The organism is Brevibacterium sp. XM4083 (assembly GCF_006489205.2).
Classification (GTDB): Bacteria; Actinomycetota; Actinomycetes; order Actinomycetales; family Brevibacteriaceae; genus Brevibacterium.
In genome coordinates this window covers 821,276-834,651 of sequence record NZ_VFYR02000001.1, presented here as the reverse complement: position 1 = coordinate 834,651, position 13,376 = coordinate 821,276, and the positions used below count along the sequence as shown (strand labels likewise).

Annotated in this window: 10 protein-coding genes; 1 reads left to right on the top strand and 9 read right to left on the bottom strand. The window is 68.6% G+C overall.

Annotated features, from left to right (window positions below; translation table 11 throughout):
* Nucleotides 1-7: 7 nt before the first annotated feature.
* From FJ887_RS03575 to FJ887_RS03540, 8 genes are all read right to left on the bottom strand, one after another.
* Nucleotides 8-1,150, bottom strand: a complete 1,143-nt coding sequence (locus tag FJ887_RS03575) for a substrate-binding domain-containing protein (protein ID WP_249356773.1) — start codon at nucleotides 1,148-1,150, stop codon at nucleotides 8-10.
* Between the two features lie 108 nt (nucleotides 1,151-1,258).
* On the bottom strand, nucleotides 1,259-2,383 hold the full coding sequence (locus FJ887_RS03570; protein WP_140954802.1) for a LacI family DNA-binding transcriptional regulator: 1,125 nt from the start codon (nucleotides 2,381-2,383) through the stop codon (nucleotides 1,259-1,261).
* A gap of 140 nt (nucleotides 2,384-2,523) precedes the next feature.
* Entirely contained in the window at nucleotides 2,524-5,163 is a 2,640-nt protein-coding gene (locus FJ887_RS03565) for a GNAT family N-acetyltransferase (protein ID WP_249356925.1), read from the bottom strand.
* Entirely contained in the window at nucleotides 5,160-6,701 is a 1,542-nt protein-coding gene (locus FJ887_RS03560; RefSeq protein WP_137827005.1) for a lysine N(6)-hydroxylase/L-ornithine N(5)-oxygenase family protein, read from the bottom strand. Before FJ887_RS03560 ends, FJ887_RS03565 begins: the two co-directional genes overlap by 4 nt.
* A 391-nt stretch (nucleotides 6,702-7,092) precedes the next feature.
* A complete protein-coding gene (gene guaB, locus FJ887_RS03555; RefSeq protein ID WP_137827006.1) occupies nucleotides 7,093-8,607 on the bottom strand; it encodes an IMP dehydrogenase in 1,515 nt (504 codons plus the stop codon).
* 205 nt (nucleotides 8,608-8,812) lie between these two features.
* Nucleotides 8,813-9,475 carry a GntR family transcriptional regulator gene (locus FJ887_RS03550; protein ID WP_137827007.1) on the bottom strand — a complete coding sequence of 221 codons (663 nt, stop codon included), beginning with the start codon at nucleotides 9,473-9,475 and terminating at the stop codon, nucleotides 8,813-8,815.
* A gap of 45 nt (nucleotides 9,476-9,520) precedes the next feature.
* Nucleotides 9,521-10,573, bottom strand: a complete 1,053-nt coding sequence (locus tag FJ887_RS03545) for a pseudouridine synthase (RefSeq protein WP_140954803.1) — start codon at nucleotides 10,571-10,573, stop codon at nucleotides 9,521-9,523.
* A gap of 10 nt (nucleotides 10,574-10,583) precedes the next feature.
* Nucleotides 10,584-11,252, bottom strand: coding sequence for a TetR/AcrR family transcriptional regulator (locus tag FJ887_RS03540; protein WP_137826998.1), 669 nt, complete (start codon nucleotides 11,250-11,252; stop codon nucleotides 10,584-10,586).
* Between the two features lie 130 nt (nucleotides 11,253-11,382).
* Here FJ887_RS03540 and FJ887_RS03535 point away from each other — a divergent pair, with 130 nt between their 5' ends.
* On the top strand, nucleotides 11,383-11,625 hold the full coding sequence (locus tag FJ887_RS03535) for a hypothetical protein (RefSeq protein WP_137826999.1): 243 nt from the start codon (nucleotides 11,383-11,385) through the stop codon (nucleotides 11,623-11,625).
* A gap of 123 nt (nucleotides 11,626-11,748) precedes the next feature.
* Here the strand turns inward: FJ887_RS03535 and groL are convergent, their stop codons facing one another.
* On the bottom strand, nucleotides 11,749-13,341 hold the full coding sequence (groL, locus tag FJ887_RS03530; RefSeq protein WP_137827000.1) for a chaperonin GroEL: 1,593 nt from the start codon (nucleotides 13,339-13,341) through the stop codon (nucleotides 11,749-11,751).
* Between the last annotated feature and the right edge of the window lie 35 nt (nucleotides 13,342-13,376).

Genomic DNA, 13,376 nt, shown 5'->3' with positions numbered 1-13,376 from the left:
GACCGTCCTACTTGATTCCGGCATCCGTGCACAGCTTCTCATCGATGCCCGAGCAGATGTCGGAGGCCTTGATCTGATCGCCGACGATGTCCTTGATCGTGTCCTTCGTCACGACCTTCGCCTCGACGAAGTCCGTCGGGGTGTCCTTGTACGTCGTGCCGGCCTCGGGCTTCTCCCCGTTGGCCAGTGCGACCGCGGCCTTCGCCGCGTATTCGGCCTGCGGCGGGATCGACTTGTAGATCGTCGCGTACTGCTCGCCCTTGAGGATGTTCTGCAGTCCGTCGACCTCGGCGTCCTGCCCGGTGACGACGGGATCCTGCTTCGCCTTCGTCGTCGCCGCGAGCACCCCGCCGGCGGTGCCGTCATTGGCCGCGTAGATCGCGATCGGCTTCTCACCCCCGCCCTGCAGCTGGCCCTCGACCCACTGGCGGGCATCGTCGGGGTTCCAATCGAGCGTGTCGTGGTTGGCGGCGATGTCGACGCCGGCACCCTTGAGCGTCTCCTCGGCACCGGCCTTGAAGTCCGCGGCGTTGGGGTCCTTCGGGTCGCCGTTGACCATCCACACCGGTCCGGACGTCGGGTCGACGCCCTTGGCCTCGAGTCCGTCGAGGAGGGCCTGACCCTGGAGGTTGCCGATCTTCTTGTTGTCGAACGACGTGTAGTAGTCGGCGCCCTCGAAGAACCGGTCATAGGAGACGACGGGGATCTGCTTCGCTTCGGCCTTCGACAGGGAGGAGGAGACCGCCGAGGCGTCGACGGGGTCGAGGACGATGACGTCGACGCCCTCGGTGACCGCGGCTTCGAACTGCTGTTGCTGCTGGGTCGCGTCCTGGTTGGCGTTGCGGTACTCGACCGTCGCATCGGGGCTCGCCTCGGCGACGTACTTCTCGAAGTTCGGCTTGTCGAGGGATTCGTAGCGCGTCGTCTTCGACTCGGGCAGGAGGAGGGCGATCGTCACCGGGCCGTCACCGCCGCCGGAATCGGCGGCTTCGTTGCCCTGGCCCTTCTGGTTGCCGCAGCCGCTGAGCGCGAGGGCCGAGATCGCGACCGCGGCGCCGAGCACCGCGAGCCGGCGCGGCTTCCTCAGCGCTGTGGGCACGGCGGTGAGAGACGACTTCTGTGCGTGTGACTGGGGGCGGAACCTGCGCATTCGCGAAACCTTTCATCATTCTGACAACGTTGTCAGGTTGGTCAACATATTTCGCCCACCGGTGTCGTTTGTCAACCACCCCCGCGGTGATTCCTTCCTCGCGTCGGCTCAGCGCTCGGTGACCTGGCGGGGTGATTCCTCACCGCTGCCGCGGCGGATGAGGTGGACGCGCGCGAATGCGGCGGCTTCGCCTCGTGCCTCGTCGGTCCGCGCGGACTCAGCGCCATCGGCGAGCGATTCCCCGGCCGGACGCGCCCCGCCGCCCTGCCCCGCCCCACTCTCCGGCGCGCCCCCGTCGAGGAGCCGGACCGCCTCGGCGGACATCGCGTCGATGTCGGCGTCGACGACGGTGACGTCGAGCAGATCCGCGCCGGGGAAGTCGTCGATGCCGACGACAGCCGGCCACTGGTCGAGGCGGCGACTGGCGTCGATCGCGCCCTTCGTCACGGTCGCCGAGAGCGTGATGAGCGCGGTCGGGGCGGCCCGGGAGCCGAGGAGGGCGGCAACGACGTTCTTCGCGCTCGCCTGGTCGTGCGCATCCTCGTCGAGGAAGGCCCGCCACCCGATGTCGCCGCGGTCGCCGAGGACCTCACGGATGCCGGCGAGCCGGCGCTTCTGCGATTCGAGATGGGCCCGATCCCCGATGACGCCGATGCTGATGTGGCCGTGGCGGACGAGCTGTTCGGCAGCGCGCCGACCGGCGTCGACATCGTCGGCGGCGAGCGTGACGATGCCCGGCCCCGTGACCGCCGGGTCGAGGGAGACGACGGCCATCTCGCCGGTCATCGCCGAGGTGGGACCCCGGGAGATCGTCGCATAGATGCTCGCCGACTCCGGCTGGGAGCAGACGACGCAGATGCCGGACATGTCACCGCTGAGGCATTCGTCGACGAAGGTGCGCTCGAGCTCGGCGTCTCCGCCGGTGACGGTGACGACGGTCCGCAGCCCCCGCTCGGCGAGGTCGGCTTCGAGCCGGGCGAGGAGGCGGACCTGGAGGGGGTCGTCCATGTCGGAGAGGACGACTCCGATGTAGGGTGAGCGGCTGCCTTCGCGCAGGCGCCGGGCCGCGGAGTTGAGGCGGAAGCCGAGCTCCTCGGCGGCCGTCTCGACCTTCGCGGCCGTGGCGCTGGCGACGTGCTTCTCCCCGTTGAGCACGCGGGAGGCGGTCTTGATGCTCACACCGGCGCGCTCGGCGACCGTGGCCAGTGTCGGCCGGTCGTTCTGCTTGCCCATGTGTGCGCCTTCGAAACGGTCCGGTGCCTCGACCCCGGCGACCGCCCCGGAGTGGGCGGCCGTGGGATCGATATTAGCGGCACCGCCGAGCCCCGCCCAGTGTCACCGCGGCGGTCACCGCCGGGGAACACCGGCCGGGATCAGCGCCCCACCGGGTTGCGCATCGTGCCGGCGAAGATCAGCGAGTCGGCCTGGTTGCCGATGTCGACCATCTCCTTCGTGTTGCGCAGCTGCAGCCGGTTGAGGCACGAATGCTTGAACCGCGGCGCCCGCAGATCGATGTCGCCGGCGATGCCGCGTGCCACCTCGGCGTGCTCCCCCTGATATGCGTCGAGGACCTCGGCGACGAGAGCCCAGAACCGGGAGGCCTCGAGCAGTCCGTCGACGTCGAGGATCCCCGCCAGGTGCCGCAGCACCCCGTCGAAGACATCGGTGAAGATCGCGAGCGCCTTCTCCTCACCGGGAACGACCGCGCGGATCCGCTCGACAGCGGGCGGCAGCTCTCCTTCGCCGAGGTAGGCGACCTCCTCGCCGATGTCCTTCATGAAGACCCCGGTGACGACCTCGGCGTCGAGGATGAGGATGAGATTCTCCCCATGCGGCATGAACACGAGATCATGGGCGAGCAGCCCGTGCACGAGCGGCTGCAGATACGCCCTCAGGTAGGCCCGCACCCAGTCCTCTGCGCTCAGTCCCGAACGGCGGATGAGGTGGGAGACGAGGGATTCGCCGAGGTGGTCGCGATGAAGCAGGGCCGCCATCGTCATCGTCCGCTGGCCGTCGGTGAGCAGCGGCAGCGGGTTCTCCCGCCACAGCCCGGCGAGCATCTTCCGGTGCGGGTTCGTCGCGCGGGTGCGGTGGTAGACATCGCCGGTGTAGCCGATCGCGCTGCGTTCGCGCAGCAGACGGAACCCGGCAGCGGCGAACGCCTGATCACCGTCGACGAGGCGAGCGACCCAGTCGTTGATCGCGGGGGTGTCGCGCATATACGTCGGTGAGAGTCCGCGGAGGAACCCCATGTTCTGCACCGCGAGGGCGACCTTGACATAGGGTGCGCCCGGACGCGAATGGTTGAAGAACGTCCGCAGCGACTGCTGCGCCTGGTGGTCGTCGAGGCCGGGCCCGAGCGGGATGAGTCCGCCGCGGGCGATGTCGGCGGCGAACGTGATCGCCAGCCGGTGGTCGGCCTGCCACGGATGAACCGGCATGAGGTGCACGTCCTCGAGGCGTCTGCCGACGGCGGCGAGTCGGCTGTCGAAGAGCTCGCGTTCGTCGTCGCTGAGAGTCCACGCGAGGTGCCTCTCCTCATCGAGTCCGTCGCCCAGCGCCAGGTGCGACTGCTCCCGGTCGACGGCGACCCAGTCGAGGCGGTTGCGTCTGCCGGTCTCCGGCGCCCACCTGCGGTAGTCGCGCAGTCCGAACCCGATGCGCCCGTTGTTCGCGATGAAGCCGGGGTGGCCTTCGGTCATCGCGGCCTCGATCGTCTGGAAGTCGGCATCGGCGAGCGCCGCGGAATCCGGGCGCTCACCCCTGCGCGCCGCAGTGAGCTTGAACGCGCTGCCGGCCACCGTCGAGGCGAGCTCCTCGAGGTACGTCGAGATGAGGTCCTCGGGCACGCCGAGGCTGTCCTGGAGTTCGAGGACGAATTCCTGCGCATCGAGGTTGACCGCCCGCCCGTCCCGGAACCGCGAGATGCTCGCGTCATCGATGACCCAGTGCTCGAGCGGGAGGACGCGCGCCTCGAAGGTGTAGTGGATGACGGGGGCCGCCGGGTGATCGTCCGGTCCGCTTCCCGGGCTGTCGGGGTCGCCCGGGATCGTCAGCACCCACGCGTGCTCGCCGGCCTCAGGGTTCTGGCTGGGGGCGATGAGCCGTTCGTGGGCGAACTCGGCGATCGACTTCGCGACGAGATGGCGGCTGACCACGGCGAATGCCTCAGGGGTGAGGTGGGCATAGTCGTCCTGCGTGAGAGGCTCGGGGTCGCCCTCGCCGAGGCGTTCGCCTTGCCGATCTCGGTCGCCGTCGCCTGCCTCGTCGTCTCCGCCGTTCCCGGTGACGCCGGCTCCGGCGATGAGCCGCCCGAGGCGGCTCGTCGCGAAGTCCGTGCGGGTGCACGTGCTCACGAGCGCGGTCTTCGTCGTCTCCCCCAGCGGCACCTCCGCCTCGGCGATGACGCGGAAGCCGGCGGCTGCGTTCTTCGCGTGGATCGCCGGATTCCCGACGTCGGGTTCGACGACGACTCGGCTGGCCCCGCGTCCGCCCTGTGAGTGCGGGCGCAGGCAGAAGTCGATGACGCGCGCCATGACGGCGTCGGTGAGGCCGCTGCGGGTCCGGCCCTGTGGTGGAGCGATGAGGAGGTGCATCCCGATGTCGCCGGGCTCCTCGGCGATGACCGCGGTGGGGATGAGCAGCGACGGTGCATAGGTCTCGACGTAGAAGGCCGGCGCGCCGTCGATGAGCCCGATCCAGCCGTTCTCATCCGCCGAGGCGCGGATCGCCTCGAGATAGGACCCCACGGCCTGTCGGTCGAAGTCGGTCATCTGCCAGAAGTGCGAGCGCGGGTGGGTCAGCCAGGCGTGGACCTCCTCGGCGTGGCCCTGCGGGTCGAGCGGAACGATCGAGATCGACCGGGCGATCTCGGCGGCTGCGGCATCCCCTGCCGCGGTCAGCGTGGTCGCGGCAATTCCGGTCGCGCGGCTGGTGCCGGGCGCGGGGCCGGTGTCGCAGTCAGTGCCTGCACCGGCCTCGTCCGTCGCCGTGTTCATCGTGTCGGTGCTCATGCGTGGGTCATCTCCTTCGTGCGATTGGGTTCGTCGGCGGCACGCGCGGTCTCCTCGGTGGTGCGGTCTGTCTCGGCGGTCGCCTCGGTGCCGGGAACCCCGAAGGTCTGGAACGCGATCGACCGTTCGATCGGATAGGGTTCACGACCGGTGACCTGGGACAGCACCACCGAGGCGCGCCACGGCCCGAACCCGAGGTCAGGACCCGTGACGCCGTGGGTGTGCTCTTCGATGCCGAGGGCGTGGATCGTGCCGGCCGCATTGACGGTGTAGTCGCGGCTGATGTCGAGGCGGCCCTCGCGATCGCGGTGGATCTCCGAGCCGAGCGGGCCGAGGAACGCCGGGACACCGGCGCGGTACCCGGTGGCGGCGACGACGGCACCGGCCGACCGGGTGAAGGTCTGCCCGAGCACAGGGTTGCGGAAGGTCAGCTCGTACTCCGCGGTCGCCTCGGCGGGGCGGGCGGAGATGAGCTCCGCATCGGTGGCGAGGGTCGTCAGGAGTCGCCGACCGCCGCGGCTGAGCCGGTAGAGCGTGTCGTGGATGTCGTCGATGAGGTCCGCGCTGATGCCCTTGTAGAGGCCGCGCTGTTCGCGTCCGATCCGTCCGCGCAGGTCATCGGGCAGGGCGCGGAAGTGGTCGGTGTACTCCGGTGACGTCATCTCCAGGGTGAGCTTCGTGTACTCCATGGGGAAGAACCGGGGCGAGCGGGTGATCCAGTCGACGCTTACCCCACGGTCCTCGGCGTCCTCGATGAGGTCCCGGTAGATCTCCGCGGCGGACTGTCCGCTGCCGATGATCGTCACCGATCCCGCCGCGAGCAGCCGTTCACGGTTGGCCAGGTAGTCCGCGGTGTGGATGACGGGGCCGTTGCCGGCCGCTTCGGCGTCGCTGCTCGTCAGGGCCTGCAGCGCCGGGGGGAGGACCGGTGCGGTGCCGACGCCGAGGACGACGTGCTTCGCGCGGTAGGTCTCGATGTCGACGATCCGTCCGGAGGCGTCGGTCACCTCGGCGAGGATCCGGTAGACGCCGCCGTCATTGGTCACCGAGGTGACCGTCCGGTTCCAGCGCAGCGTCCCCAACTGAGCGGCGACCCACCGGCAGTACTCGTCGTATTCGGCGCGCAGCGGGTAGAAGGATTCGCGGATGAAGAACGGGTAGAGGCGCCGGCGGTCCTTGAGGAACTGGAGGAACGAATACGGCGACGTGGGATCGGCCATGGTGACGAGGTCGGCGAGGAAGGGCACTTGGATGGTCGCGCCTTCGATCATCATGCCCGGATGCCAGCGGAACTCCGCGCGCTGGTCGAGGAAGACGGCGTCGACGTCGGGCAGCGGATCGGACAGGGCGGCAAGCCCCAGTCCGAAGGGCCCGATGCCGATGCCGACGATGTCGTGGACGCGGGAGTCGGGGTTGTGCGTGTGGCGGTCGTGTGCGCCAGGGTCGTACCTGCCGGCGCTGTGCGCGTCGTGGTCGTGTGAGTTGTCGTCGTGTGCGGGGGACGGCGGTGCGGGTGTCACTGAGTGCTGAGCAGTCATGAGCGTTCGTTGCCTCCTTCGTCTGCGTCCCGGGGTCAACCCGGGTGCATTAGGGAAACCTACCCTAAGTACGACGAAAAATGCTGGACGAAAGCCCAGGTCAGAGGACTACAGGCGTGACTGCACGGTGTCGGAGGGGTGACGTCAGGCGCGAGTCCGCGCGGATCGCGACGGTCACAGACCTAACGAGAACCGCCGCAGAATTCGTCCTGTGACGCTCATCACAGCAAACGGCTGCGACCCCCGCAACGGGGGGTCGCAGCCGTTCGTCGATGTCGTCGTCTCCACTGCGGAGAGGGACGCAGCCGCACCTGGAGTTGGATCCCGGCCCCACCTCGGCGCGGACCGCTCAGAAGCTCACTGTGCTCAGCCGCTCACTGCGCTCAGGTGCTCACTTCGAGACGTAGTTCGGTGCCTCGACGGTCATCTGGATGTCGTGCGGGTGGCTCTCCTTGAGGCCGGCCGTCGTCAGGCGGACGAACTTGCCCTTGGCCTTGAGCTCGTCGATCGTGCGGGCGCCGACGTAGAACATCGTCTGGCGCAGTCCGCCGGTGAGCTGGTGGGCGACCTGCTTGAGCTGTCCGCGGTAGGCGACGCGGCCCTCGATGCCCTCGGGGATGAGCTCGGTGTCGGTGGCGATGTCGGCCTGGAAGTAGCGGTCCTTCGAGTACGACTTGCCCTTGCGGGGGGCCATCGCGCCGAGCGAGCCCATGCCGCGGTAGGCCTTGTACTGCTTGCCGTTGACGAAGATCAGCTCGCCCGGGGACTCGTCGCAGCCGGCGAGCAGGGAGCCGAGCATGACGGTGTCGGCGCCGGCGACGAGCGCCTTGCCGATGTCACCGGAGTACTGGAGGCCGCCGTCGCCGATGACCGGGACGCCGGCAGCGCGGGCGGCCTGGGCGGCGAGGTGGATGGCGGTGACCTGCGGGACGCCGACGCCGGCGACGACGCGGGTCGTGCAGATCGATCCCGGTCCGACGCCGACCTTGACGGCGTCGACTCCGGCGTCGATGAGCGCCTGCGCGCCCTCCTGCGTGGCGACGTTGCCGCCGATGATCTGGACGTGGGAGAACGCCGGGTCGGCCTTGATCGTCTTGATCATGTCGGTCACGCCGCGGGCGTGGCCGTTCGCGGTGTCGACGACGAGGACGTCGACGCCCGCCTCGGCGAGGAGCCCGGCGCGCTCAAAGGCGTCACCGTAGAAGCCGACGGCCGCACCGACGCGCAGACGACCTTCGGCGTCCTTCGTCGCGAGCGGGTACTCCTCGGTCTTGACGAAGTCCTTGACGGTGATGAGGCCCTTGATGACGTTGTTCTCGTCGACGAGCGGGAGCTTCTCGACCTTGTTGTCGGCGAGGAGTTCGAACGCCTTCTCCGGCGCGACGCCGACGGGGGCGGTGACGATCGGCATCGGGGTCATCGTCTCGGCAACGGTGCGCGTGGGGAATTCGCTGCGGGAGACGAAGCGGAGGTCGCGGTTGGTGACGATGCCCAGCAGCACGTCGTTCTCGTCGACGACGGGCAGGCCGGAGATGCGGTAGCGACCGCAGAGTTCGTCGAGTTCCTCGAGCGTCTTCTCCGGCGTGATTGTCAGCGGGTCGTTGATCATCCCGGACTCGGACCGCTTGACGTAGTCGACCTGGTCGGCCTGGTCTTCCTTCGACAGGTTGCGGTGGATGATGCCGAGTCCCCCGATGCGGGCCATGGCGATGGCCATCCGCGATTCGGTGACGGTGTCCATGGCCGCGGAGACGAGCGGGATGTTGAGCTCGATCTCCTTGGTCAGGCGCGTCGTCGTCGAGGCTTCCGAAGGAATGACGTCGGTGTCGCCGGGCAGGAGCAGAACGTCGTCATACGTGAGCCCAGTGAGAGAGAACGGATCGTTTGCGGGCTCGAGGTTCCCCATGAGACCAGCCTTTCGACGCGGAGAGATCAGTTGATCAATGGTATCGAAGGGGCATGTGGACGATCCACAGTTTCAACTACCGCGGGCTGTGAGAATGGACACCTCGCCGAGGCGGTCGGACGGGAGTCCCGGTCAGCTCACCGAGGCGACCGGACGGGTGCCCTGGTCAGCTCGCCGAGGCGGTCGGACGGTGCCTGACCCAGTCTCAGCGGCCGGCGCCGACGGAGCGGGCGAGGTCGAGCGTCGAGGCCTCGGAATCGTCGAGGTGGATGCGCAGCAGCCCTTCGGCGCCCTGCCGGTCACCCGACTTGATCTTCTCGAGGATGTCGCGGTGCGGGTTCGCCCAGTGCGAATGGTATTTGCCGGGCTCCGGGGAGCGGGAGAACGTCGTCGACAGCCGCGCCATGAGGTTGAGGTAGAACTCGTCGAGCAGCGGCGAGCCGAGCAGACCGACGATCGCCCGGTGGAACGACGCCGAGTGCTCCTGGGCATCGGTCCAGCTCTCGTTCTCCGGGGCGGTCTCGGCGCGGACGACGGAGGCCTCGACGGCGGCCATCGCCTCGTCGGAGGCGTCCTGGGACTCCTGGACGGCGCGGATCTCGAAGACCCGGCGGGCCCGGTAGAGATCCTTGAGCTCGTCGATGCCGAAGGTGCGGACGAAGAAGCCGCGGTTGGGCTCCTGGGTGAGCAGGCCGGCATGGCGGAGCAGACTGAGGGACTCGCGGGCGGTGTTGCGCGAGACGTTGAATTCCTTCGCGAGCGCACCATCGCGCACCGGTGACCCCGCAGGGTACTCACCGTTCGTGATTCGGGTCCGGACCAGGGCGACGATCGCCTCAGAGGTGCATCCGGGGGCGTTGGGACTCATACCTCCAGGCTACCGTGTCCGTCTCATTTCCGCGTCGCCGACCCACTACGCCTGCCGCATCCCCTGTCCCGCGCGGTCGAGGTCGAGCCCGGTCGCGAAGTGCCGGGGGCGGCCGGTCAGCGGGTCGGTGAAGTCGATCGTCGCAGCGAGCAGCTGGAGCGGCGCGGAGAAGTCGTAGGGGTCGGGGCTGCGATCGACCGGGTAGACCGGATCGCCGAACAGCGGCAGCCCGAGGGCGTTCATGTGCACACGCAGCTGGTGGGTCTTGCCGGTGAGCGGTGCGAGCCGGTATTCGCTCACCCGCCCGGCCCCGTGACCGTGGGCTTCGATCTCGCCGAGGTGGTCGATGCGGCTGATCGCATTGACCTCCCCGGGCACCTCGATGACCTGCCGTCCCCCGGCAGGCTTGTGAAGGCGGGTGCGTCGTTCGAGGGGGAAGGACAGGTCGGCGGGCGGGGCGGGCGCGAGTGCCCGGTACGTCTTCATCACCTGCCGGTCCTGGAAGAGCCGCTGGTAGCGGCCGCGGGTCGCCGGCCGCTTCGAGAGGATGAGGAGGCCTGCGGTGATGCGGTCGAGGCGGTGGATGGCGACGAGGTCGGGCTGGTCGAGGTCGACGCGGAGTCGGGTGACGACGCATTCGCGGACGAAGCGGCCGTTGGGAGTGCTCGCGAGGAAGTGCGGCTTGTCGACGACGAGGAGGTCCTCGTCCTCGAAGACGATCGCCACCTCGAAGGGGATCCGCGCCTCGGCGGGCACCGGTCGGTGGAAGAAGTAGAAACCGCCGGGGACAACGGGATCGCCCCAGGCCACCGGCGTGCCAGCCGCATCGCTCAGCTGGCCGGGGATGAGGTCGCGGTCACTCAAGGTGGTGCGGTCGCGTCGATCGGCATCAGCCAGCAGCCCCTCGAGCTCGGTCGTCGACCGGGCGACCAGGCTGCGGAGCTCGAGGTCGGTGGCGTGAGGGAATTCCGAGGCCAGCCAGGCGCCGATCGAGGCGGGCACGGCCAGATGGGCCTTGTCGTGGGTGGCCAGTCCCCCGGGCGCCCGCAGCGATGTTGCCGAGATGCCGTCTCGGGGCGGAAGGGGGCTGCGGGGCATGGTGCCCAGTCTACGAGGCGGCCGCACCCGGGCTAGCTGCGGATGCCTGCGGGGGCACGGTGAGGGCACCGTCACGGGGCACTGCGGTCAGGGCTGCCCGGGAGAACGCGGACACGCGGTCGATGATCCATTCGACTTCAAGCGGGTTCGGGGTGCTCCGGGCCGGATCGAGGAGGTCGACGACGTTCTCGCTGACGGCCCCGACGAGCGATCGGGCGAAGAGCTCGGTGGGGAATTCGGGGCCGAGGCAGCGCATGAGCGCCGTGGAGATCGCGGACACGAAGCCGCGGCGCAGGGCACGGCGCTGGGCTTGGATGGGTTCGGGAACCTCTTCGAGCAGGAGCGCGTAGGCCAGGCCGCGCCCGGCGACCGCCCGGCGGATGAAGACCTCGACGACGGCTCCGACGGCGGCCTCGGGCGTCGAGCACGCGTCGACCGCCTCGGTGACGACGGAGAGCTCACGACCGGCGGCAGAGGCGAACACCGACGCCAGCAGTTCGTCGTGGTCGTCGAAGCAGCTGTCGATGACCCCCGTGGTGCACGACGCGGCGTGGGCGACGGCGGGGACGGTCGCGGCGGCGAATCCGCCGTCGGCGACGACGAAGCGCGCCGCATGTTCGATGCGTGCGCGCCGCTGCGCGGTGTTGGCACGACTTCTGGCGGTCTCCAGGTGGGCCACAGCGCCCCTCTCTCGCAAAGGTGAATGAAGATTCAACCGTTGACGAGTATGGCACCCCTCACATGACGAATCAACGGAGGGCCTGTGACCTCGGGGTTTGCCCAAGGTCGATCGAGTCCCGGTCTGCCCGATGGGCACGGTCGAAGTCCGGTTCACCGGCGATCCGCGTGCCGGCATCCTCGACCACGACGTCGTGTTCCCCGACGGGACGGTCAACCACAATCCCTTCCGCGTCCTCCCCCACGGCGAGGTCAGCGAAGTCGCCTTCACCGTCGTCCATCGCGCAGGGATGAGCGCTGCCGACGTCGACCGCGATGCGGCGGCTGTCGCCGCCGACCTCGATCGGCTCGCCGCGATCCTCGACGCGGACTGAACGCACGAATGGCCCGGAACGCAGTGTTCCGGGCCATTCGCAGGCGTCTCAGGCCGACCGGGCCGTCAGGCTGCTCGAGACTGAGCTGATCCGATCAGACTGTGAGGGGACGGAGCGGGGAGGTCAGTCCTCGTCCTCGTCGTCCTTCTTCTCAACAACCAGGGTCTCGGTGGTGAGCACCAGGGCCGCGATCGACGCTGCGTTGCGCAGAGCCGAGCGGGTGACCTTGACCGGGTCGATGATGCCTGCGGAGATGAGGTCGCCGTAGGAGTCGGTGGCGGCGTTGTATCCCTGGCCGGACTCGAGGTCCTGGACCTTGGAGACGACGACGTAGCCGTCCTGGCCGGCGTTCTCAGCGATCCAGCGCAGGGGCTGGACGATTCCGCGCTTGACGATCTCCACACCGGTGGCACCGTCGTAGTCGAGACCGAAGTCCTTGCCGTCGAGCACCTTGGCGGCGTGGATGAGTGCCGAACCGCCACCGGCGACGACACCCTCCTCGATGGCCGCACGGGTCGCCGACACGGCGTCTTCAACGCGGTGCTTGCGCTCCTTGAGCTCCACCTCGGTGGCGGCGCCGACCTTGATGACCGCAACGCCACCGGAGAGCTTGGCCAAGCGCTCCTGCAGCTTCTCACGGTCCCAGTCGGAGTCGGTGTTCTCGATCTCGGAGCGGATCTGGGCGACGCGCCCGGCCACTGCGTCATCGGCACCGGCACCATCGACGATGGTGGTGGTGTCCTTGGTGACGGTGATCGTGCGGGCGTTGCCGAGCTCGTCGAGGGTGACCTGATCGAGCTTCATGCCCATGTCCGGGGTGACGACCTGACCACCGGTGAGGACGGCGAGGTCCTCGAGGATGGCCTTGCGGCGGTCGCCGAAGCCGGGAGCCTTGACGGCGCAGACGTTGAGGATGCCGCGCAGCTTGTTGACCACCAGCGTCGACAGCGCTTCGCCCTCGATGTCCTCGGCGATGATGAACAGCGGCTTGCCGGCCTGCTGCACCTTCTCGAGGACGGGCAGGAGCTCCTGGATGTTGGAGATCTTGCCCTGGTTGATGAGGATGAGCGCATCGGACAGGATGGCTTCCTGACGGTCAGCGTCGGTGACGAAGTGCGGGGACAGGTAGCCCTTGTCGAACTGCATGCCCTCGGTGATCTCCAGCTCCACGTCGGAAGCCTGGGATTCGTCGATGGTGATGACGCCGTCCTTGCCGACCTTGTCGAAGGCATCGGCGATGAGCGAGCCGATCTCCTCGGACTGGGCGGACAGACCGGCCACGTGGGCGATCTCCTCGGAACCGGCGACATCACGGGAGATGGAGCCGAGTTCGTCCGAGACGGCCTCGACGGCGGTCTCGATGCCGCGCTTGAGCGCGCCGGGAGCCGCACCTGCGGCGACATTGCGCAGACCTTCGTTGACGAAGGCCTGGGCCAGGACGGTCGCGGTGGTGGTTCCGTCACCGGCGATGTCGTTGGTCTTGGTGGCGACTTCCTTGGCCAGCTGTGCGCCGAGGTTCTCGTAGGGATCGTCGAGCTCGACCTCACGCGCGATGGTGACACCATCGTTCGTGATCGTGGGGGCGCCCCACTTCTTGTCGAGAACGACGTTGCGTCCGCGGGGTCCCAGGGTCACCTTGACGGTGTCAGCGAGAGTGTTGACACCCTTTTCGAGTGAACGACGGGCCTCGTCGTTGAATTCCAGATTCTTAGGCATTCGTCCTCCTGTTCTCTAAGCGTTGTTCAGGTGGA